The organism is Xylanimonas ulmi (genome assembly GCF_004216535.1).
Classification (GTDB): domain Bacteria; phylum Actinomycetota; class Actinomycetes; order Actinomycetales; family Cellulomonadaceae; genus Xylanimonas; species Xylanimonas ulmi.
In genome coordinates this window covers 3229707-3250805 of sequence record NZ_SGWX01000001.1, presented here as the reverse complement: position 1 = coordinate 3250805, position 21099 = coordinate 3229707, and the positions used below count along the sequence as shown (strand labels likewise).

The following is a 21099-nucleotide window of genomic DNA, read 5'->3' as shown; positions in this document are numbered from 1 at the left end:
ATCAGCCGAGGTGGACCAGGGGCGCCATCTCCGCCGAACGCGCCACGGCCTCGGCGTCGCCGCACACCGCAAGCCAGTTGGCCAGCAGGCGGTGTCCGCCCTGCGTCAGCACCGACTCCGGGTGGAACTGCACGCCGTGCAAGGGCAGCTCACGGTGCTGCAGGCCCATGACGATGCCCGACGCCGTCGCGCAGGTCACCCGCAGCTCGTCCGGCACGGTCTGCGGCTCGACCGCGAGCGAGTGGTAGCGCGTCGCGGTGAACGGCTGCGCGAGCCCGGCCACGACACCGACCTCGTCGTGCTCGACCTGGCTGGTCTTGCCGTGCATGAGCTCGGGCGCGTGCGAGACCGTCGCGCCGAACACCTCGGCCAGCGCCTGGTGGCCCAGGCACACGCCGAGCATGGGGGTGCGCGTGCGGGCGCAGGCGCGGATGACGTCCTCGGACGCCCCGGCCTCGTGCGGGGTTCCCGGCCCGGGGGAGACCAGGACGCCGTCGAACGCGACGCCGTCGGCGTCGAGGAGGCGCTCACCCTCACCCGCCGTCAGCACCGACGCCGGCACGGCGTCGTTGCGCACGACGACGGTGCGCGCGCCGAGCTGCTCGAGGTACCCGACGATCGTGTAGACGAACGAGTCGTAGTTGTCGACGACAAGGATCCGCGGCCCGGTGTTCACACCGTCAGCCTACGGTGTTGTCGTTGAGCGCCAGATAGTCCGAGAGCCACGGGAAGACCCACGTGAAGCAGGCGGCGACCACGGCGGCCGCGAGCACGAGCAGGATCAGCGCCCGCACCCACCCGGGCCCGGGCAGCACCCGCCACAACAAGCCGTACATCAGCCCTCCATTCCGACCACGCGCACCCCGGCGTCGGTGAGCACCTGTGGCACGCCGTCGCTCACGGGCATCCAGAAGTCGAACTCGGCGTGCACCACGTAGCGCTGACGCGCCGAGTACATGGGGTGGCACGCCGTCATGGTCATGAGCCGCTGCGTCAGCTCGGGCATGGGGTCGCCTGGCCGCAGGCCCGGGATGGGCGAGACCACCTCGACCTGCGAGGGGTAGACGATCTCGGAGCCGATCACGCGGTAGACGTACCAGGTCGTCTCGGTGCGCACCACGAGCGGATCGCCCACCTGGAGGTCGGCGATGAGGTGGAACGGGCGTCCGAACGTGGTGCGGTGCCCGGCGATCGAGAAGTTGCCCAGGTCGCCCGGCATCGCGGTGCCCGGGTAGTGCCCGGCGCCCAGGCGGTCAAGGACCTGCTGCCGGTCGACGCCCCCCGCGATCGGGGTGACGTAGTCGGCGCCGAAGCGCGGCACGTAGAGCTGGGCGAACACCTCCCCGAACGCCGGCTCAGGGTCGACGGGCGGGTCGTCGCGCCGCTCGGTGGGGGGCGCGGCGTCAGGAGCGACGGCGGGGGGCGGCTGCCAGTCGAGGGACTGCAGCACCTGGGCGTGCTCGCGGTGCGCGACGACGTCGGTCCACCACAGCTGCCACACGACGAACAGGCCGAGCAGCACGCCCGCGGTGATGAGCAGTTCGCCCAGGACGCCGATGACGACGCTGCCGGCGCCGCGCCGCGGCCGACGGTCCGGGCGCGCGTGGGCCGCCGTCGTGACGGAGGCCGTCATCGCAGCGGGTCCGTTCCGTCGGGCAGGCGCGCATACCGCAGGTCGGCCGACCCGGTGTAGGCGGGCAGTTCGAGCTTGTCCTCGGTCCGCACGCTCCACCCGAGCCCGACGGCCTGGACGTACTGCCGGTAGACCGCCAAACCAGGGGAGGCGTCGAGCGCGGCGCGCAGCCGGGCCGGGGAGCCGACGGCCTGGATCACATACGGCGGGCTGAAGACGCGGCCGTGCAACAGCAGGATGTTGCCCGAGCAGCGGAAGGCCGACGTCATCGTGACCCGCTCGCCCTGCAAGGTCATCGCCTCGGCGCCCCCGGCCCACAGCGCGTTGATGACGTGCTGAATGTCCTGCTGGTGCACGACGAGGTCATCGGGGGTCATGCCCGGGATGGTGGCGCTGGACGCCGGAGCGTCGTCGAGCTCGACGCGCAGCCCCGTGCCGGTCACCGCGACCGTGCCGGCCGCCATACCCTCACGCTGCGCCACGTCAGGGCGCTCGACGGGGCCGTCCGCGGTGGCCGCCGACATCTGGTCGACCTCGGCGCGCAGGTGTTCGGCGTGTGCGGACAGGTCGTCGACGCGGGAGGTCTCGGCCTCGACCAGCTCGGCGAGGTTGCTGGGGGTGCGCATCCCGGAGTCCCCGTGCGCGAGCTGCGCGCTCGCCGCGAACAGCACGCCGGCCAGAGCCGCCACGGCTCCGACGGTGAGCGTGGGGCGCAGGCGGGCTCCCGCGCCGGGGAGCAGCGCCAACCGGACATGCGCGCGTCGCGTCACGGTCGCACCTCCCTCGGGGCAAATGTCGGGGCCGCACGTGGCTGCCCACTACGCTAGTCGACGGAATGTCGTTCACGACCGGCTCAGTCGCAGGTCGTCACCCGAGATCGAGGAGCGCGTCGCCGTGCCCGAGTCGAAGTCCCGCAAGAAGAAGGTCGCGCCCGTCTCTCCTGCGGCCGCCGAGCGCGCCGCCAAGGCCGCCCAGGCGGCGAAGGCGGGCAACCCCGTGTGGCTCGTGCCCGTGATGCTCAGCCTCATGATCCTCGGCCTGGTGTGGCTCGTGGTCTTCTACATCACGTCGAGCCGCGCGGGCGGCGGGTTCCCGATTCCGCCGTTGCACCAGTGGAACCTGCTGATCGGCTTCGCGCTGATCATCTCGGGGTTCGTGCTGACCACGCGCTGGAAGTGAGCGCCGCCTAGAGGACGCCGACCGCGGCGTACTTGGCGACCACCGCCACCACGAGCACCAGGGCGACCGCCGCGGGCAGGAGCCACCCGAAGAGCTTCTGCCGCTCCCGCGGCGCGTGCGCGAACCCGTAGCCGAGCGCGAGCCCGACGACGAGCCCGCCCAGGTGGCCCTGCCAGGAGATGCCGGGCACAAGGAACCCGATCACGCCGTTGATGGCGATCAGTCCGATGATCTGCGCCGCGCTGCCGCCCAGCCGCCGCAGCACCGGGACCATGGCGCCGAACAGGCCGAACACCATGCCCGAGGCGCCGACGACGGCCTGTGCGGGGCTCGCGAGCAGCAAGACGGCGACGCTGCCGCCGAGCGCCGACAGCACGCACAACGCGGTGAAGCGCGCCCGCCCGAGCACCGGCTCGAGGAACTGGCCCGTGACGTACAGGGCCCACATGTTGAAGATGATGTGGCCGAAGAACCCGGTCGAGTGCAAGAACGCCGCCGTCAGGAACCGCCACGGCTCGTGCACCCCCAGCACGGGCGCGTACATGAACCGCCCGGTCCACCCCGGCACGGTCAGTTGGAGCGCGAACATCACGGCGCAGATCCCGATGAGCGTGAACGTCACCGTGGGGCGGCCGCGGCGCACGCGCCCGCCCACCGCCGTCGTCGTGCGCGGGGCGCTCTTGGCGGCATCGCGCACGCAGTCGACGCACTGGATGCCGACCGCCGCGGGGCGCTGGCACTCGGGGCACGCGGGGCGCCCGCAACGCTGGCAGCGCACGTAGGCGACGCGGTCCGGGTGCCGCGGGCACACCGGCGGCGCCTGCGGCTGGGAGATCGGCTGGTCGGTCGTGATGGTTCGGCCCTCGACTGGTCGGCGGTTGTCCACAGGCGTCGGCAGGCTCGGCCACCGGGGGCCGAGCCTGCCGCGAGCCTCAGTCCTCGATCGTGACCGAGGTGATGACGATGTCCTCGACCGGACGGTCGCCCGGGCGGGTCTTGGTGGCGCCGATGGCGTCGACGACGGCCTTGGACGCGTCGTCGGCCACCTTGCCGAAGATGGTGTGCTTGCCGGTCAGCCACGGCGTCTCGGCCGTGGTGATGAAGAACTGCGAGCCGTTGGTGCCGGCGGCCTCGCCCGTGACGGGGTTGCGGCGCTTGCCCGCGTTGGCCATCGCCAGCAGGTACTTCTCCGAGAAGCCCAGCTCGGGGTGGATCTCGTCGTCGAAGGTGTAGCCCGGGCCGCCCGTGCCGGTGCCGAGCGGGTCACCGCCCTGGATCATGAAGCCGTCGATGACGCGGTGGAAGATGACACCCTCGTACAGCGGGGTGGTCTTCTCCTCGCCGGTCTTGGGGTCGGTCCACGGCTGGGCCCCGGTCGCGAGGCCGACGAAGTTCTTGACCGTCTTGGGCGCGTGGTTCGGCAGCAGCTCGATGCGGATGTCGCCGAGCGTGGTGTGCAGGGTTGCGAACATGCCGCCATCCTCCCACGGGTCACCCTCACGGCCCCGGCCGGATCGACCCGATCAGGGGTCCTGCGCGACCCGCCGTGCGTCGTCGTGCGACAACGCACGCGAGGCGACGGGCCGCCGCCCACGCAGCGCCACGGGCCCGACGACGTGACCCGCACCGCCTGGCCGTCTCGCGCGAGGATGATGGCCGGTGGCAGAGTGGGCTCATGGTGCGAAAGAGCGTGACCCAGACGGTGACCCACTCGGTGCGATCTATCGACGCGGAGCACCTTAAGGACTCGGCGGCGCGGGCGGCGGCGACGCTGACCGACGCCGGGTCGCGGGCCGCGAAGGAGGCTGGCGTCATCGCCGAGCAGGCCAAGGAGTGGGCCGAGCCGCGAGCCAAGGACTTCCTCTCCTGGCTGCGCCCCCGCGCCGAGAAGGCGTGGCACGAGTCCGTCCAGGCCGCCGCCCCGCGCGTCGAGGCCCTCGCCGACAAGGCCGCCCCGCTGGTCGACACCGCTCATGACAGGCTCGTGCCGATCGTCGACACCGCGCACGAGCGGCTGCTGCCCCTGGTCGACGTCGCCCACGTGCGCACCGCCGAGGCCGTCGACGTCGCCCACGACAAGCTCGTGGACGAGTACCTGCCGCGCCTGGTGGCCGCGTTCAATGACGCCGCCGCCAAGGCCGCGACCGCCAACACCGCCGCGGCGGTGGCCGACGCCGTCGTCGCCGCGGAGCCGGCCAAGCGCAAGCGCAAGGGCGGGTTCTTCTGGCTGCTCGTCTCGGGCGCCGCGGCCGCCGTCGGGTACCTGTTCTGGCGCCGCGCCCAGCCGCAGAACGACCCGTGGGCCGAGCCCTGGGAGCAGGCGACCGAGCCCGACTACGAGGGCGTCGCGCGCGAGGCGAAGATGCGTGCGGGTGAGGCGGCCGAGGTTGTGGGTGAGGTGGCCGGGGTCGCGGTCGCACGCTCACGCGAGGCGGGTGAGAAGTTGGCCGAGCGCGCCGCCGAGGTGCGCGAGGACATCGTCGAGAAGGCCACCGAGGCGCAGGAGAAGCTCACCGAGGCCGTCGAGGAGGCTGTCGACAAGGCGGCCGGCGCGGCCAAGAAGGCGACGACGCGCACGCGCGCCGCGGCCAAGAAGCCGGCAGCCGCAGACGACGACAAGGCCGACGACAAGGCCGACGACGAGGGCGCGGACGACGAAGAGCAGGCCACCAAGTCTGAGTGACGGGCGCACTTGGCTAGGCTCGGAGCCAGTCGCCGTGGACCTCGGGGTCCACACGGCCACGTCGAGGCGAGGGAGCCGGGCCCATGGGCAAGAGCAAGAGCAAGGTCAAGCGCATTCCGATCAAGACCTACAACGCGGATCTGCGCCGCCTGCAGGCCCAGCTCGTCGAGATGCAGGAGTGGGTGCGTGAGACGGGCGCCCGCGTCGTCGTGCTGTTCGAGGGCCGCGACGCCGCCGGCAAGGGTTCGGCGATCAAGCGCATCAGCGAGTACCTGTCGCCGCGCACCGTGCGGGTCGTGGCGCTGCCGACGCCGACGCAGCGCGAGTCGTCCCAGTGGTACTTCCAGCGGTACGTCGCGCACCTGCCGGCCGCCGGCGAGATGGTGCTGTTCGACCGGTCCTGGTACAACCGCGCCGGGGTCGAGCGGGTCATGGGGTTCTGCACCGAGCAGGAGTACGAGCGGTTCTTGCGGCAGGCCCCCCGCTTCGAGCAGATGCTGGTCGAGGACGGCATCATCCTGTGCAAGCTGTGGTTCTCGGTCAGCCGCGAGGAGCAGCACCGACGCTTCGTCTCCCGGGCGAGCGACCCCATGCGGCGATGGAAGCTCTCGCCCATGGACACCGAGTCCATCACGCGCTGGAACGACTACTCACGGGCCAAGGACCGCATGTTCGCCTCGACCGATGTGTTCTGGGCGCGCTGGGTGACGATCGAGTCGGAGGACAAGCGGGCCAGCCGCCTCAACGCCATCGAGCACATCCTGGCCACCGTGCCGTGGGAGCCCATCGAGCACCCGACGGTCGAGATTCCGCAGATGCCCGCGCAGGCCGAGGACATCAGTCGCCCCAACCGCGACGACTACTTGTACGCCGACGCCCACGCGGCCGAGCCGCCGTCGAACGATAAGGACGCCGCGGCGGGCTGAGCGGGCGACCGCGGCGCCAGCTCGCCGCGCACCAGGGGCATCAGGTAGTGCCTCGCCAGCCACTCCACCACGGGCACCGCGACGGCGTCGCCGAAGCCGAACAACGCCTGGTTGGTGCGCGCAGCGCTCAGGTCGTAGTCGCCCGCGCCCATGAGGCGCGCGTACTCACGCGGCGTCATCCACCGCACGCGCAGCCGCGATCCCCCCAGCCGCACGACGGCCTGCTTCGACGATCCGCCGCGGGCCGTGCGCAGGCAGCCCGCGATGTCGTCCGGGCGCACCTCCCAGACCGCGACCCCGTGACGCGTGCGCCGGTAGGCCGTGCGGTACCGCACGCCCGGCGCCCGCCGCAGCGCGGCGACGCGCGAGCGCTGCGTGGGGGAGAGCGAGGCGACGAACGCCTCGGTGCGGGCCTCGTCCCACCACCGCCCGTCGTCCAGCGGCACCTGCTCGACGACGTCGCCGAGTCCGCCGGTCAGCGGCGCCGGGGGCGCGGGCAGCGGGGCGCGGTGGGTCCGCAGCGACGTGTCGCCGTACACCCACTGCAGCCAGTCAGGGCGCAGGTCGGGGTTCGCCTCGGGGGTGTCCGCCGGGGGCTGCTGCGCGCCGACAAGAAAGAGGCGGGGGCGCGACTGTGGGAGGAACCGCCGCGCGTCGAGCGCGAGCACGTCGACCGAATACCCGAGGCCGTTGAACGCGGTGATCGCGGCGGTGAGGTCGTCGCCGCCGTGCGAGGTCGCGAGCCCGACGACGTTCTCCAGGACCACCACGCGCGGGCGGCGTTCACAAAGGCCGGTGAGCAGCCGCACGACATGCCAGAACGACCCGGACTCGGCGCCCGCCAGGCCCGCGCGGCCGCCGGCGAGCGACAGGTCGGTGCACGGCGACGACGCCCAGGCGAGCGCCGCGTCCACCGGGAGGTCGTCGACCTCGACCCGGCCCACGTCTCCGAGCGCGAAGGTGTGCTCGCCCGGTCGGTCGGCGAACTGAGCGGTGTACATGGCCCGCTTGTCGGGCTCGTAGTCGTTGGCCCACGACACGCGGAACCCCGCGCGCTCCAGGCCCAGGCGCGCGAGGCCGATGCCGGCGAAGAACTCCAGCGCCGCCGGTCGCGCCGAGCCGATCGGCGTCACGTCTGCCACGACAGGCAATCTAGACGGTGGCGCCGACAGGTCCGGTCCGCCTCGCCCGTCCCGGGCCGCTGCGCCGCGCGTACAGTGCCAGGCATGGCCCCTGAGTCATGGGCTTCCTCCGAGCACGCCCGCCGATCGATGCGGGGCAATCGCTCGCGCGACACCCAGCCCGAGCTCGCGGTGCGCCGCGCCCTGCACGCCCGCGGCTACCGGTACCGCGTCGACATCCGCCCCGAGCCGACCCTGCGCCGCACGGCCGACCTGGTCTTCACCCGCGCGCGCGTCGTCGTGCTGATCGACGGCTGCTTCTGGCACGGCTGCCCGGACCACTGCCGCATCCCGGCGACCCACACCGACTACTGGCAGGCGAAGATCGCGGGGAACATGCGCCGCGACGCCGAGACGACGGCCGCGCTGGAGGCCCGCGGCTGGTCGGTGGTGCGCATCTGGGAGCACGAGGACCCCCAGGACGCGGCCGACCGCGTCGAGCCGCTGCTCACGCGCGACCGGTGAGCCGGTGGCGCCTACCGCAGGTGACGGGTTCGATAAGTGCCCACACGCGCCTGAGCCGCGGCGAGCTCGATGACCCCCAACTCGATCTCCAGCGCGCAGTCGACGGCGTCGTGCAGCTGACCGCGCACCTGCGCGACCTCGGCGACGGACACCTCGGTGTAGGAGATGTCGGAGACAAGGTCCTCGAACTGGCTCATCCGATCTTCGATGTCCGAGCGCGCGTGCTCGATGGCCGCCGTGGCGACGGCGGGGTAGACGACGTCGCGGATGTCCACATGCCCCATGCCCTCGATGACATCGAGCACGTCGACCGTGTCGAGCGCGGCGCGACACAGGTCGCCGAGGATCGTCTCGCGCACCCCGGCGCGGACGGCGGCCTGGCTGACGGCGACCTCGCTGATGTACCCGAACCGTGCGGCGTCGTCGCTGATGGTGCACGAGCAGCCCTCCAGCGCGTGGACGGCCTCGAACGCGGCCAGGGCGACCTCATCGACCTCGCGCTGGCCCAGACCCGCGGCGGCCTCCAGCAACTCCTCGTGGGTTCTGAACGAGTGCCTGTGGGGGACGGGCATGGTCAACGCTCCTCGGTCTGGCGGTCACGCACCGCTCGCCGTCAGTTTTGAACATCGCCCCGGGCAACCAGCAGGGCTGGCGCGAAACGCTCGCCCCAGGCACTGGACTGCCGACGACGTCACTCCCGCTCGGCGCTGGCGTGGAGACGTTGGTAGGTCGTCGGGGAGTATCCCGTGGCCAGCGCGACGGCGCGGCGCATGCTGGTCGTCGATCCGTAGCCCGAGCGAATGGCGATCTCGGCGTTCGTCAGCATCGAGAGGCGTTCATCGCGCAGGAGCGCGAGCGCGTGATCGAGGCGGTAGTGCGCGATCCACTCGGCGATGCTGCGCTCACCGGTGAAGGCGCGCTGCATCGTGCGCAGCGAGACGCCCGCCGCGCGAGCCACGCTCTGGGGTGTGAGCGCAGGGTCAGCGAAGTGACGGCGAATGTAGTCGAGGGCAAAGCCCCGAGGTGACTGGCGGCTGACCTCGTCCAGCGACGGCGCCGACGCGACGGTCTCCAACGCCAGGGCCTCAAGCCCGCGACGCGCCTGGGCGCGCTCGGCCCAACTGGCCTTCGACCCGTCGTAGCGCAGCAGGGCCTGCCCATAGGCGGCCAGACCCTCCAGCGCGAAGTGACGCGACTGCCAGTGGGCCAAGGACACGTCCTGCAGATGGTTGGCGAACACGGGATCGTCGGCGGGCAGGTCGAGTTGGATCCGCGACGAGGTCTCGGTCACCTCGTAGCGGACCGGGAGGTTGCCGGGCAGCAGCGCTCCACCGCCCGGGCCCAGTTCGATGGTGTGCTCGCCGATCCAGACCGTGCCACCGCCCTCCAGCATGATGAGCAGGCGGCTGACCGGGTAGCTGTGCCCGAAGTTCACGCCCGCGCTGGCGAGTTGGTGCGGCGTGTACCTCAAAGCGCACAGGTCGACCGGACCGTACCGGCCCGCCACGATCTGCGCCCGGAAGCCGTCCTGCTCGGAGCCGTCGCGAGCGCGCCCCGCGAACGCGCGAAGGCCCTCGCCGCCCGCCAGCCGAAGGATCGACCGCTGCCCCGTGGGGTCGGAGGGCAGGTCGATCGAGGCACACCCGGAGACGGCGGGTCTCGCCTGTCCGCGGGCGCCCTCGGTGGCGCCCATGGTCCGTGCTGCCATCGCGCCAGAATGCGGCGCAGGCGGGCGCCGCCACCGCCGCCAGGCGCGAATCGCACAATGCGGCAGCGCAGGAATGACCGTGGCCTATCCCACCGAGTGGGACATCCGGCGCGTGGCCGGATGGGCGGGCGGAAGGTAGCCGGTGCCCGAGCCGTCATGGCACCGCTCACCCGCGCCGCCGGCGCCGCGCGCCGCGCCCACATGCCGGTCACGGTAGACCGACGGCGGCAGACCGGTCGCCGTCTGCACGGCCCGGCGCAACGCCACGGTGGACCCGAACCCGCAGCGGACGGCGATCTCATGGAGCGTCGTGTCGACGAACCTCGGGTCTCGCAAGAGCGCCAGGCCGGACTCCACACGAAACTCGCCGATCCACTGCGATACGCACTTGTCGTCGGCGAAGGCGCGCTGCAAAGTCCGGATCGACATCCCCAGTCCCTGCGCGACGCCGCACGCCGTCAGGGCCGGGTCGGTGTGATGCACGCGGATGTACTGCAAAGCCTGCTGACGGTGGCTGAGCACCAACTCGCCGCCCTCCTGGACCGGCGGCGCCGAGGAGACGGTCGCGCACACCATCGCCTCCAGCGTGCGGCGCACCGCCGCCCGATCGGCCCACGTGTCCGCGAAGTCACTGCGGCGCAGGAGCGCTCCGACAAAGCCGCTCAGCGCGATGAGCAGCGACGTCTTCGGCGGCCAGTATCCGCATCGCACGCTGCGCAACAGCGGCGCGAACCCCGGATGGTCGGCGGCGATGTCGACGTGCAACCGCGTCGCGTCAGTCGAGGCGTCATACACCGCGTGCATGTCACCCGAGACGAGCACACCCGACCCCGGCGTCATGACGAGCTCCTGCCCCGCGACCGTGACCGTCTGTGAGCCGTCGAGCGTGATCGCCAACCGGGAGACGGGGTGATCGTGGCCGAACTGGTCCCCGGGCATCTCGCGGCGGTGCGGTGTGAACTGGGCGATGCCGATCTCGATCGGACCGTATCGGGCGCAGGCCAGGCGCCACGAGAACTGCGCCTCATCCCCGACGCGCAGCGGGACGGCGCCGAAGGCGGCCATGCCCGCGGCGCCCGCCAAGGCGCGCGTCATGCGCTTGCCACCGGGCAGCGTCGAGGCGAACACCGACGGACAGTGCACCCGGTCCCGCTCACGGGCGTGGACCGAGGCGACCGCCGGCACTGTCAGGTGCGGCTCGGACGTCGTCAGCATGCGCCTCATGGTCTGGACTCATCGAATGCGCCTGAGCGCGGATGACGTGGTCTGGGCAGGGATTGACGCCATTCGGCGACGCTCACGCGGGGATCGGCCGACGACGGCGCGAGCGCCACACCTCATGCCGCCACGCCCCCGCCGCGAACGCTGCGGGCACGCCCAACGCGCCGAGCGCCCACCAGGGGAAGCCGGGCGACGCGCCCACGGCGGGCGCCGTCGTCGTCACCGGATCGAGCGCGGCCTGCGCCTGGACCCGCACGCCTCGCACCAGGAGCCGGTGGGAGTTCACGCCGATCGGCGTGCAGGTCACGAGGGTGACGTAGTCCTGGCCGGCGACAGGGCGCAGCGCCTCGATGTCGGTCGGCTCGACCGTGAGAATCTGGTCGACCTCGTACGTCAGCACCTCGTCGAGCACGCTGATCGTGAACTGGTCGCCGATCCGTAGGTCGTGCAGGTCGTCGAACACCCTGACTCCGACCATGCCGGAGTGCCCCGTCAGCACCGCGTGGGTTCCAGACCCGCCCACCGGCAGCGCGCTGCCGAAGAGGTGTCCGACACCCCGAGCGAGGGTCTGCTCGCTCGTTCCGTGGTAGATGGGCAGGTCGGCGTCGATCTCCGGGATGCGCACCCGCGCCATGACCTCGGTGTCGTCGAGTTGGCCCAGGTACTCCTGAACACCCCAGGCGTCAGCGTCGATCTGGGCGCCTGCGTACGGGTCTTCGAGCGGCATGCCCGCGAGGTTCGCGTTGAACTCGCGTGCGCTGCGCAACTCGTCCGCCTTCTCCGGGACGGGGAGCCGGCTCACGCTCTCGACGTAGTCGGTGACCTCGGCGCCGTGCGCCCACGCGGAGAACCACCCGGAGGCCGCCGGGTAGAACAAGAGCCCCGATCCGAGCGTCACGCCCACGAGCGCCGTCCACGAGCGCCGCCGGGCGCGAGATCTCGTTGCCAACTCCAGGCCCTTCGTGCGGCGGGTGTGGGCAGCACCCGCTGCCCACACCCGCCCGCGTTCTTCGGTCAGGCCTGCGCCGTCGTGCGGCGGCGTGAGGCGATCAGGAGCGTGCCGGCGACGACCAGCGCACCCGCCACGGTGAGCATCGCGGCGCCGGATCCTCCCGTGAGCGGGAGGTGGATCACGTTCTGCCGCGGAGCGTTCTCCACGGTGTAGGTGGCCGGTGCGGTTCCCGGGGCCCCGACGATGACCTTGATCGGCTTGGTGAGCGGCTCATATCCGGCCGGCGCCTGGAGCTCAGCGATCCAGTAGGCCTGGTAGCCGGCCTCGCCCTCCACCACGTCCTTGCCGTCGGCGAAGTCCGAGTACCGCAGGCCCTCGAACCTCAGCATGCCGTCCGCGCCTGTCGTGCCGATCTTCACGGCCTTCTGCGCGTCCGCTTTGAGCGCGTCCGTCTCGTTGAGGTAGAGGCCGAACGTCGCGCCGGACAGGTTCTGCTTGGATTCCTTGACGACCTTGTGGATCGAGACGCTGCCCCACTTGGTCTCGACGGGGGGCGTCTTGGTCGGCCCGCCGGGCTGACCGGGCTCGATGGAGAAGCTCGGAAGGTTCGGGTAGACGATGGCCGTGTTCGGGATCTCGGCCGTGGTGTTCGCCTTCGTGGTGATCTCCACCTTGACCTGGGCGTCGTGGTTCGCGGCGAGCGCCTCCCGGCCCTTCTCCGTGAACAGCACGGTCACGGTGTTGTGCGCACTGTCGAACGACACCGTGTAGTCGGCGCCGGTGAGGGCGGGGCCCGCCGTCAACGAGACGGCAGTGCTGGTGTAGGTCAGGCGCGAGTCGAGGGGGTCGACGATCTTGTAGCCGTCGATCACCACGCTGTCGTCGACCACGGGGGTGTCGGGGATATCCGCGAGGATGGTCCACACGACGTTGTGGAAGAGCGTTGTCGGCTCGTCGTCAACGGTCTTGGTCGCGCCGACGATCGAGTTCTTCGGGTACACGTGGACGTCGTACAGCCACGCGCTCTTGGTGGTGGGGTTCATGATCGGGACGGTGACCAGGAACGGCGCGACAGGCGCCGCCCCGACCGGTGGCTTGGTCTCGGTGACCAGGTAGACGCCCACCGGAAGGTTGCCCGCGACCGCGACGCCGTCGACGTCGGTCCCCGTCGTGATGGTCGTCGAGGACCCGAACGGCCCATTCTTGGCGATCTCGGGGGTGAGGGACTCGAGCGCCGTCCAGCCTGCGTTCGTCGTCAGGTCGTACGCGCCGTTCTCGCCCAGGACCTGCTGAACGGTGAACTCGACATCGTTGATCGGAGAGAAGCCCTCAAGGCCTGTGGTGACCTCCGTGCCGTCGTGCGGCAGCGCCGTCGTCGGGTGGTCGAACTTGTGGATGGTGATCGAGCCCTTGGCGGCCGGGTCGATCACTGGGCTGGGGTCCGCGGCGTGCGCCGCACCTGCCCCGCTCGCGAGGGCGAGTGCCCCTGCGAGGGCGACGACGGCGGTGCGCAGCAGGCCGCGCCTGGTGGTGTTCTGCACCTTCTTCTCCTTCGGGTGTAGCGGGACGACGGGGGAGGTACGGCAGGTGGTGGGTCTCACTGATCCACCGCCTGTGCACGACGACGGCGCGTGGTCTGCTTCCCGCGCCCGACGACGAGGCTCGCGGCCGCGATCGACAGGACCGCGGCTCCGCCGACCCAGAAGGCCACATCGCCCGATCCGCCGGTCAGGGGGAGCGTGTACGCGCGCCGATCGGTCACGGTGATCACGTACACGCCGTCGTCGGAGAGGGAGACCGTGGCCGGTCCGTTCTCGGACGGGCCCGTCAGCGCCACGACACCCTCGTCGTCGACCGTGAAGAGCACCGGCTCCGCCAGGAGCTGGTAACCCTCGGGGGCCGCAACCTCCTCGAGCCGGTAGTCACCCGGCTCAAGCGCCCCACTGACGAACCCGCCCAAGTCCTTTGGCGTCAGTTCGACGCTCTTGGTGCCTGCGGCGTTCGTCAGCGCGAACTGCGCACCGCCGAGCGCGACACCGTACTCATCGACCTTCGCGATGTGGACCCGAGGGAAGCACTGCACCGGGTGCTCGGTGGTCGGGCCGCTCTCTTCGCCCTTCTTGACGACCTGGTTGCGCAGCGTGCAGTCGCCGTCGGTCGCGGTCTGCTGCGCGGCTGGCTTGACCTTGACCGAGTAGCTGACCGCCGTGTCCGCGCTGAGCGATCCCGTGATGTGCAGGTCGCCGTCCGTCGGGCCGGTGACACTCAGCCCGCCGTCGTTGGTCACCTCGACGAAATCGGCGTCGTCGAGGACTCCGCCGAGGTGGTCGGTGTATTCGACCGGCACTGCGGCACCCTGACCCTCGTAATCGAACGCGAGCGTGTAGGTGACGACGTCTTCCGGTCCGACCAAGGTTCCGCTGATGGGGTCAGCGGTCTTCGTGACCACGACCGTCGCCGGCTTGTCAGGAATGTCGCCCTCGCCGTCGCCGCCCGCGCCCATGCGCTCCACCTTGCTGGGCACCTCGTCCGTCGTCCGATCTGTGGTGATGAGCGCCGAGTTCTTGTAAACGTCGAGGTACTCGGTGACTCGGACCGTGTACGTCAGGAAGGCGATGAACTCCTCAGGGACGTCCTTCACAGTGACCGTGAGAGTGGCGCTCGCCTCGGTGCAGTCGATCGTCGTCTCGTCCTCGTCCGGGTACTGCGTCGCGAGGTAGGCGCCCGTATTGGGGTCGATCTTGTAGTAGGTGACGGTGGGGGCCTCAGCGTCGTCGGTCTCGTGACAGACGAAGGCCTGCCCTCCTCCGAGCGTGTCTTTGAAAGTGACGGTGTCGAATGGACCCACCGGCGTCCGAACGACGTAGTCGATGAAGTCGCTCTCGTCGCCGTAACCCTCTTCGCCCCGCCAGTGGCCGTACTTGGTGGCGCTCAGGTCGTCCGGGCCGCCGGTGCCCGGCCCGCCGGGGTCCCCCACGATGATCGTCGTGGTCGTCGAGCCCAAGGTGACGGTGATCTGCTGACCGGGCTTGGCCTCGGAAGACACCCGGACCCAGAAGTACGCCGTGCCGTGAACGTCGTTGTGCGTCTCGACGAAGTCCGTGAGCGTGAACTTCACGACCCCTGCGCTGACGGCGGCGGTCGCGACGAGGTTCCCCGACGGGTCCTTCAGGTCGAACGTTGACGTCAAGCGGTTGAGCCCCTCGGGCAGAGCCAACTCGAACCAGTCGCCACCATGCACCCCGTCGGGGACACTCCACGTGATCTCTAGCTCGACGCTCTCCCCAGGCACCGGGTCCGTCGGAGTGAGCGTGCCGCTCGTGATGGCGCCGTCGATCTTCTGAGCGTCAGCGCGCGCTGGCGCCAGGCCCGCTCCCAACACGACCACGAGCAGCGCCACGACAGCGCACGCCATCAGCCGGGTCACGGAGCCGAGCCGCCCCAAAGAGACTCTCATCTGTCGTCGCCCTCCTCGTTCGTCGTTGACCGCTTTGGGTTGTTCTGTTCGTCTGTGCGGTCGCAGAGAGTGTGGGGCGGCGCCTCTGCCTCAGGCCGACGGCGTAGCCCGGCGGGCAGCGACCCGTCTCGGGCCCGAGTGGACCGTCACGCGCCGTCGACTCGCAGGTCAGGCAGCCTCTCGCGTCGATTCGCCGTCGCGGGCTCCGCACGCCCAAGCGCCAGATCGCGTCATGAGCAGACGCCACTAGGCGTCACGGCGCGTGCAGTCGCGACCAGTGGAGAGCGATTTCGCGACACGTGTGCCAGCCTCCAAGCGTGCGCGACTCCGTCACCGCTCTGCGCTTGTCACCCGACCGGCCGCCGACCGACTCAGGCCACACTGCTTTGCGACCGGCTCCGAGCCCCGCGACATTGGTCGCGGAATCCACCCCGGACGTGCGCAGCGTCGTGCGTCTGACCGGGGCGCCGGGACTGGCCGCCTTCGGCGGCACGGCGCACACGCGCGCCGACCGTGAGCAGTTTCGCCTCACCCTCGCGATGTCTCGGCTCAACGGGCTCACGGTGGCCCACGCGCACCACACCGCGGTCGCAGTGCTGCGCCCGGGGGACAACTTCGGCCGCCCACGTCGCTGTGTCCGGCTGCTCATCATGCTGGCGGGCGCCGCGACCCTGAGCGCCGGTGGCCGCTCTGTCCGCATCGAGACCGGGGGAGGAGCCCTCCTTCATGGGTGGGAGGAGTACCTGTACGAGAGCACAGGGAACGTCACTCGCGTCCACCTCGACGTCGACGTCGAGGGCACGGCCTTCGCCGACGCGCTTCACGATGTGCCGACGCTGGCCTGGCGGGCCAACTGCCCCGTGCTGCACGCGGCCGGGGCCGCCTTCGCCGAGATCGTGCGGCGCGATGAGCGCGGCATCAGTCCCGCGGCCCGCAGCAGCCTGGAGCACCTGGCTCAGGCCGTGCTGCTCTCGGTGCTCGCCTTCCCACCCAGCGGCGGCGTGCCCGCACCCGTGCAGCGGCGCAGCAGGGTGCGGGTGCTGGAGCACATCGCCACCCGACACTCCGACCCCGACCTGTGCCCCGCCACCGTCGCGGCCGAGCTGGGCATGTCGACGCGGTCGCTCCAACGCCTCTTCGCAGGATCAGACCAGAGCGTCGCGGAGCACATCACGGCGGCACGTCTGAAACACGCTCTGGCGCTGCTCGCCGATCCGCACCTGATCGACATGAGCCTTGACCGCATCGCCTGCCGCACCGGGTTCGGCTCCCTCGCGCGCATGCGGCGCGTGGTCCATACGGCGACGGGCCTGAGCCCCACCGAGTACCGGCGCCAACGCCTCGCGCCGGACGATGACCTCGGTGTGGGGCCCGGGCGCACACGAGCGGCAACGCCCGCCTCAGGTCAGGGCCGCGGCCACATCAGCCCGCTGTGAGGGGGCCCGCCCGCGGCCCCACCCGCACTCGTGCCGCCCTCCCCGCGGGTTCGAACCCACTGCGCCGCCGCCTGCACGTAGTCCTGGGGCGCATGCCCGATCCCGACGAGCAGTTGGGAGAAGCGCTCGGCCGCCAGCTCTTCGAGGAGCTCGCGCACCTTCGCCGTCGATCGCTCTCGCCACCGCCGCACCAGCGACCTCGGTTGGCCGGGGATCCGACACAAGTGGTGGTGCAGTTCGTGGGCAACGGCGACCTGGCGCAGCAACCCCTCGCCGACGAGGTCCTCCCGGCCCATGGCGCGCAGGTGAGACTCGACCTCAGCGATCAGCGTGGTGTTGAGTTCGATCACGCGCGCGTCGCCGTCATACAGCGCGAAATACGGCAGCGGCCACGCCTGACCCACCTCTTCGACGCGTAACGCGAACTCCCGCACATAGTCCTCGGGAGCGCGAAGCCCGAGCACCCGGGTCAGCTCCGCGAAAGACGCCTGTGCGGCGCCCTCCGCCTGGTCGAGGAGGTCTTCGATGTGGGCGCGAGTGAGCGACGCGCCGACCGAACTCCGGGCGATGGTCTCGAGACCTCCACGCCGCCATGCGGCGCCGGCCGCGTCCACACGGTCGGGACTCGCGGCGCGCACGGATGCGCTCACAGTTCGTTCCGGGCGGTCAGGATGACGAACGGCTCATCGCTCGGATCCGCGAACTCGCTCGCCATGAGGTCGGCCACCTGGCTCACGTCGGGCAGCCCGGAATAGTCGACCAACTTGGCGCCGCGCAGCACGAACGCGTCCGGCTGCAAGGCGATCTGCATGGAGTAGTTGCCCGACTCGCTCCACGCCCGTCGCAGCGCCGCGTCCGCGTCCTGCGTGTCGGCGAGGACACATGATGCGTTGCTGCGCTGCACCTTGATGAACGCCTGCCGGTCCACGACGCGCAGCGGTCGCCGCCCCTCCTTCTGCGCACCGAAGACCCAGTAATGGCCGGTGTCTGCGTGCAGGCTCACCTCCGCGGCCGAAAGGCCGATCGACTGCGCCGCCATCTGGCGCGCCTCGTCGAACGTCGCCTGACGGGTGAGGTCAGTCGTGCGCACCTCCGTCGAGCCGACGGCGATGCAGGTGACCGTCTGCGTCTGGTCGTCGATCTCCAGGAAGAGCTCAATGGTGTCCTCGACGGCGCCCGCCTTCAGAGCGAGGCTCGCGGCCTCCTTCTTGAGCTCGACGATCTCGGCCGCCGTCGGGTTGGGCATCGTGCGTTGCACCATCTCGCGGACCATGGCCAGGGCCACCCCGATCGACGAGATGACGTCGGCGTTGTCAGGGATCTGGTAGGGCAGCCCTGTCGTCTCACCGGTGTGCCTGAGCAGGGTGCCGGCGCCGCCGCCTGCCCCGACCAGCACCACCTGCTCGCGCTCCAACTTGTACTTCGCGATCAACTCGTCCACGACCGGCGTGATCTTCGCGCAGGCGCGGTCGAGGATCTGCTTCGCCGTCTGCTCGATGGTCAATCCCAGCTCCGCGGCGAGCAGCCCGACCGCCGCGCGCGCCGACTTCTGCGATCCCGTCGAGAAGTCGCCGGGGCTCAACACCCCGGCCGCATTCGCCGCGCAGGTCGTCGTGATCGTCACGCAGTCGCCGTTCGCGAGGCGAACCCCGAGGTAGTCGTCCGGGTCACCCGGGCGCGGTTGGAACCTGTACAGCGTCGCACCCTGAAGCAGGTCGGGGTCCGTGAACGCTGCGTAGGGCAGGTCCGCGATGTGCGCCGACCGCGGCCCGACGTCGGTGATCGCGCCCGTGGATGCCCGGACCATCGACCCCCCGGCGACGCCGAGGACGCGCACGTCGAGGGAGTTGACGTAGGTGCGATGCCCTCCGATCACGGAGTAGTCGACGGTGGGCCGAGCGTCTTTGATCACGCCGATATTGGTCGATGTGCCACCGACCTCGAAGTAGATGCCATTCGAGGCCCTCAGGTACATCAGGGCCCCGACGACGGACGCCGCCGGGCCCGACAGCATCGTGAGGATCGGCTTGTGCCGCATCTCGTCGATGCGCATCACGCCGCCGTCGCCGCGCATGATCATCAACGGGACGCTGATCCCGGCGGAACGGACCGCGGCCTCGGTCGAGTTCGCCGTCGTGAGCATCGTCGGCAGGATCGAGGCGTTGAGCGCGGCAGTCCGTGTCCGCGTCTTGAGGCCGTAGAGCTTGGTGATCGCCGAGGCCGTCGTGGTGGGCAGCGCGCAGGCCTGTGCGGCCGCGCCGACCAACTCCTCCTCGGTCGGGTCGTCGACCCCGAAGGCCTTGGACGCGACGATGACCTGCGAGCCCTGCCGCCGAAGTTCGTCGACGACGCCCCGGGCGCTGTCCGCCGTCAACTCCTTCGACGTCATGAAGGCGGAGCGCACTTCGATGGACTTGCCCGTGCCGAGGTCGATGTCGCGGATCTCGGTCTGCCTCCTGCTGAGCCATCCCTCCAGACCGCGCTTGCCGATGCCCACCACCCCGACGACGGCGGTGTCACCCTCAAGGAGCGCGTTGGTGGCCTGAGTCGTCGAGTGCGCGATGAAGATGACGTCGGACGGGTCCACGTCCCCGTTCTCCAGGCACCGTTGGAACGCGTCGACGACACCCTGGGCCACACCACGAGGATGGTGGTGGGTCGTCATCACTGTGCCTTTGGACAGGATCTCGTTGGTGTCCGCGTCGATGGCCACCGCTTTGGTGTGCGTCCCACCGACGTCGATGCCGATGCGAACCTTCACGACAGGCGTCCGATCATCGCGTAGGCGACCGGCTCAAGGATGAGCGCGAGCGCCCACGACCACAGCACGCCCGTCGCCAGGTACGTGCGCGGCTCAACCTTCGAGTACGACAGTCCCCACATGCCCCACGACTGCGTCGGGCAGGTGTTCGCCACGACCGCGACGGGCATGACCAGGAAGAGCGCGAACATCGTCCAGTTCTCGAAGTTGCCTGTGGCTTGGAGAATCGCGACCGTCGCGGCGCCCGAACCGAAGATCATCAGCGGCCCCCGGAAGAGGGCGAGTGGCGCCAGGACGCCGAAGGCGAGCGCGAGGACGAGGGGGTTGCTCGGGATGAGCCCACCGAGCAGGTGCTGGAGGATGGGGGCCGCCTGCGCCGCGGCCGCCTGGAAGATCACGATTCCATACAGCATCCCGATGAGAAGACCACACTCCGAGATGCCGTCGTGGAGGGTCTTTTGAGCCACGTCCACAAGACGGCGGTAACTCTTCAGGTTCCCCGTCAGCAGCATGCCCAACAGGATGCCGACGAGGAACGACGGAACGGGCTGCCACTTGAAGATCGCGACCATCACGATCGGCACGAACGGCACGACGAACGAGTAGACGGGCGCGGACCGCGTCGCGTCGGAGATGGCGCTCGGCGCGGGAGCCGCCCAGGCGAGCCGCACCCGCGTCTTGCTGCGGATGTGGTGGAAGACGACAAAGGCGATCGCGATCATCACGTGAATGGCGGTCGCGACGAGGGCGAACCTGATGTACTCGGATCGCTGGTAGAGGTTCTCCCCGAAGAACACGTAGAACTGGGAGACGTACGCGATATTGAGCCACATCCCGCCGGCCACCGAGAACATGAACGCGGCCAGCGCCACATTCTTCCGCACGCCCATGCTGAACATGATCGGCAACACGATCATGCCGATCGCCATCACGGAGCCGACGCCGAACGCCGAGGTGAAGATGGCGGTGCACACGACGACGAGCAGGATTGTCGTGAGCAGGGCCTTGTCGCCGGCGAGCTCGACAACCTTCTTGATGATCGACCCGGCGATGCCGGTGTCGACGATGACCTTGCCGAACCACGCGCCGAAGACGATGATCGCGATCGTCCCGCCATACCCGCCGACCGACGCTTGAAAGACATCGGTCACAACCGTGGCGACGGGCACCTGTGCGATGACGCACCAGAGCACCGAGGTGACCAGGAACCCGATGAGAAGGTTCCCGCCTTTGAAGCAGTAGTAGATCAGCGCCGCGAATGTCGCGAGCAGCAGAATCCCTTGCGCAATGACCACAGTAGATGCCCTTCTCAGCACTGAGTTCGACGTCGCGCAGGCATGCCAAAGGCTCATCCGCCTTCGGGGTCCAAGCGCTGGTAAGAAGTGTCATTGCGCATCGAAAGGATCGCAAGCGCACCGCCTGTGAATCACCACACAATGATTCTGTTCGTTTTGTGCGACAATTCTTGGCGAGTTTGCTCGTGGAACAGATGAACCC

21 protein-coding genes are annotated in these 21099 nt (G+C 70.2%); 5 read left to right on the top strand and 16 right to left on the bottom strand.

Features of this window, described 5'->3' with window-relative positions; genetic code table 11:
- Window position 1 precedes the first annotated feature (1 nt).
- The 4 genes from EV386_RS14985 to EV386_RS14975 are packed head-to-tail and all read right to left on the bottom strand — an operon-like array spanning window position 2 to window position 2403.
- Window positions 2-676 (bottom strand): aminodeoxychorismate/anthranilate synthase component II, encoded by a 675-nt coding sequence (locus EV386_RS14985; protein WP_130416135.1) that lies wholly within the window; start codon window positions 674-676, stop codon window positions 2-4.
- A gap of 4 nt (window positions 677-680) precedes the next feature.
- Window positions 681-836, bottom strand: a complete 156-nt coding sequence (locus tag EV386_RS18380; protein ID WP_165399958.1) for a hypothetical protein — start codon at window positions 834-836, stop codon at window positions 681-683.
- Window positions 836-1633, bottom strand: a complete 798-nt coding sequence (locus EV386_RS14980) for a class E sortase (RefSeq protein WP_130416134.1) — start codon at window positions 1631-1633, stop codon at window positions 836-838. The genes EV386_RS18380 and EV386_RS14980 overlap by 1 nt, the downstream gene beginning before the upstream one ends.
- The gene (locus EV386_RS14975) at window positions 1630-2403 is read right to left on the bottom strand and encodes a DUF881 domain-containing protein (RefSeq protein ID WP_130416133.1); all 774 of its coding nucleotides are present in this window, start codon (window positions 2401-2403) and stop codon (window positions 1630-1632) included. Before EV386_RS14975 ends, EV386_RS14980 begins: the two co-directional genes overlap by 4 nt.
- Before the next feature lie 124 nt (window positions 2404-2527).
- Between EV386_RS14975 and EV386_RS14970 the strand changes: the two genes are divergently transcribed.
- Window positions 2528-2812 carry a cell division protein CrgA gene (locus EV386_RS14970; RefSeq protein WP_130416132.1) on the top strand — a complete coding sequence of 95 codons (285 nt, stop codon included), beginning with the start codon at window positions 2528-2530 and terminating at the stop codon, window positions 2810-2812.
- A 7-nt stretch (window positions 2813-2819) separates the two neighbouring features.
- Here the strand turns inward: EV386_RS14970 and EV386_RS14965 are convergent, their stop codons facing one another.
- Together EV386_RS14965 and EV386_RS14960 are read right to left on the bottom strand one after the other, a co-directional pair.
- Window positions 2820-3665, bottom strand: a complete 846-nt coding sequence (locus tag EV386_RS14965) for a rhomboid family intramembrane serine protease (RefSeq protein WP_130416969.1) — start codon at window positions 3663-3665, stop codon at window positions 2820-2822.
- A gap of 79 nt (window positions 3666-3744) precedes the next feature.
- On the bottom strand, window positions 3745-4284 hold the full coding sequence (locus tag EV386_RS14960; protein WP_130416131.1) for a peptidylprolyl isomerase: 540 nt from the start codon (window positions 4282-4284) through the stop codon (window positions 3745-3747).
- Between the two features lie 203 nt (window positions 4285-4487).
- Here EV386_RS14960 and EV386_RS14955 point away from each other — a divergent pair, with 203 nt between their 5' ends.
- Both EV386_RS14955 and ppk2 read left to right on the top strand, forming a co-directional pair.
- Window positions 4488-5495, top strand: a complete 1008-nt coding sequence (locus EV386_RS14955; RefSeq protein ID WP_130416130.1) for a hypothetical protein — start codon at window positions 4488-4490, stop codon at window positions 5493-5495.
- Between the two features lie 83 nt (window positions 5496-5578).
- Window positions 5579-6421 (top strand): polyphosphate kinase 2, encoded by an 843-nt coding sequence (gene ppk2 / locus EV386_RS14950; protein WP_130416129.1) that lies wholly within the window; start codon window positions 5579-5581, stop codon window positions 6419-6421.
- Here the strand turns inward: ppk2 and EV386_RS14945 are convergent.
- Window positions 6355-7563, bottom strand: coding sequence for a DNA cytosine methyltransferase (locus EV386_RS14945; protein ID WP_130416128.1), 1209 nt, complete (start codon window positions 7561-7563; stop codon window positions 6355-6357). The genes ppk2 and EV386_RS14945 overlap by 67 nt on opposite strands.
- 84 nt (window positions 7564-7647) lie before the next feature.
- Between EV386_RS14945 and EV386_RS14940 the strand changes: the two genes are divergently transcribed.
- Complete coding sequence (locus EV386_RS14940) at window positions 7648-8067, top strand: very short patch repair endonuclease (protein ID WP_130416127.1); 420 nt, start codon at window positions 7648-7650, stop codon at window positions 8065-8067.
- A gap of 11 nt (window positions 8068-8078) precedes the next feature.
- On the opposite strand, the gene EV386_RS14935 is transcribed toward EV386_RS14940, so the two are convergent.
- The 6 genes from EV386_RS14935 to EV386_RS14910 form a co-directional block, all read right to left on the bottom strand.
- Entirely contained in the window at window positions 8079-8639 is a 561-nt protein-coding gene (locus EV386_RS14935) for a hypothetical protein (protein ID WP_130416126.1), read from the bottom strand.
- Between the two features lie 119 nt (window positions 8640-8758).
- On the bottom strand, window positions 8759-9775 hold the full coding sequence (locus EV386_RS14930; protein WP_130416125.1) for an AraC family transcriptional regulator: 1017 nt from the start codon (window positions 9773-9775) through the stop codon (window positions 8759-8761).
- An 84-nt stretch (window positions 9776-9859) separates the two neighbouring features.
- Window positions 9860-10990, bottom strand: a complete 1131-nt coding sequence (locus EV386_RS14925) for a helix-turn-helix transcriptional regulator (protein ID WP_165399957.1) — start codon at window positions 10988-10990, stop codon at window positions 9860-9862.
- An 82-nt stretch (window positions 10991-11072) separates the two neighbouring features.
- A complete protein-coding gene (locus tag EV386_RS14920; protein WP_165399956.1) occupies window positions 11073-11945 on the bottom strand; it encodes a class C sortase in 873 nt (290 codons plus the stop codon).
- Window positions 11946-12010: 65 nt separating this feature from the next.
- Window positions 12011-13489: a SpaH/EbpB family LPXTG-anchored major pilin gene (locus EV386_RS14915; RefSeq protein ID WP_165399955.1), complete on the bottom strand. Its 1479-nt coding sequence runs from the start codon at window positions 13487-13489 to the stop codon at window positions 12011-12013.
- 56 nt (window positions 13490-13545) lie between these two features.
- Window positions 13546-15405, bottom strand: coding sequence for a DUF7927 domain-containing protein (locus tag EV386_RS14910; protein WP_130416122.1), 1860 nt, complete (start codon window positions 15403-15405; stop codon window positions 13546-13548).
- Between the two features lie 437 nt (window positions 15406-15842).
- On the opposite strand from EV386_RS14910, the gene EV386_RS14905 reads away from it, so the two are divergent.
- Complete coding sequence (locus EV386_RS14905; RefSeq protein ID WP_130416121.1) at window positions 15843-16841, top strand: AraC family transcriptional regulator; 999 nt, start codon at window positions 15843-15845, stop codon at window positions 16839-16841.
- Here EV386_RS14905 and EV386_RS14900 read toward each other — a convergent pair.
- Genes EV386_RS14900 through EV386_RS14890 form a run of 3 tightly spaced genes read right to left on the bottom strand, consistent with a single transcriptional unit; the run spans window position 16811 to window position 20897 of the window.
- Window positions 16811-17491 (bottom strand): hypothetical protein, encoded by a 681-nt coding sequence (locus tag EV386_RS14900; protein WP_130416120.1) that lies wholly within the window; start codon window positions 17489-17491, stop codon window positions 16811-16813. The two genes, EV386_RS14905 and EV386_RS14900, sit on opposite strands and share 31 nt — an antisense overlap.
- The gene (locus EV386_RS14895) at window positions 17488-19602 is read right to left on the bottom strand and encodes a hydantoinase/oxoprolinase family protein (protein ID WP_130416119.1); all 2115 of its coding nucleotides are present in this window, start codon (window positions 19600-19602) and stop codon (window positions 17488-17490) included. The genes EV386_RS14900 and EV386_RS14895 overlap by 4 nt, the downstream gene beginning before the upstream one ends.
- A complete protein-coding gene (locus tag EV386_RS14890) occupies window positions 19599-20897 on the bottom strand; it encodes a citrate transporter (RefSeq protein WP_130416118.1) in 1299 nt (432 codons plus the stop codon). The genes EV386_RS14895 and EV386_RS14890 overlap by 4 nt, the downstream gene beginning before the upstream one ends.
- Window positions 20898-21099: the final 202 nt, after the last annotated feature.

Excerpts from the sequence above, each read along its gene's own strand:
- EV386_RS14960 (WP_130416131.1), bottom strand. The coding sequence starts at position 4,284 with ATGTTCGCAACCCTGCACACCACGCTCGGCGACATCCGCATCGAGCTG.
- EV386_RS14935 (WP_130416126.1), bottom strand. The coding sequence starts at position 8,639 with ATGCCCGTCCCCCACAGGCACTCGTTCAGAACCCACGAGGAGTTGCTG.
- EV386_RS14980 (WP_130416134.1), bottom strand. The coding sequence starts at position 1,633 with ATGACGGCCTCCGTCACGACGGCGGCCCACGCGCGCCCGGACCGTCGG.
- EV386_RS18380 (WP_165399958.1), bottom strand. The coding sequence starts at position 836 with ATGTACGGCTTGTTGTGGCGGGTGCTGCCCGGGCCCGGGTGGGTGCGG.
- EV386_RS14940 (WP_130416127.1), top strand. The coding sequence starts at position 7,648 with ATGGCCCCTGAGTCATGGGCTTCCTCCGAGCACGCCCGCCGATCGATG.
- EV386_RS14910 (WP_130416122.1), bottom strand. The coding sequence starts at position 15,405 with ATGAGAGTCTCTTTGGGGCGGCTCGGCTCCGTGACCCGGCTGATGGCG.
- EV386_RS14955 (WP_130416130.1), top strand. The coding sequence starts at position 4,488 with ATGGTGCGAAAGAGCGTGACCCAGACGGTGACCCACTCGGTGCGATCT.
- EV386_RS14930 (WP_130416125.1), bottom strand. The coding sequence starts at position 9,775 with ATGGCAGCACGGACCATGGGCGCCACCGAGGGCGCCCGCGGACAGGCG.
- EV386_RS14925 (WP_165399957.1), bottom strand. The coding sequence starts at position 10,990 with ATGCTGACGACGTCCGAGCCGCACCTGACAGTGCCGGCGGTCGCCTCG.
- ppk2 (WP_130416129.1), top strand. The coding sequence starts at position 5,579 with ATGGGCAAGAGCAAGAGCAAGGTCAAGCGCATTCCGATCAAGACCTAC.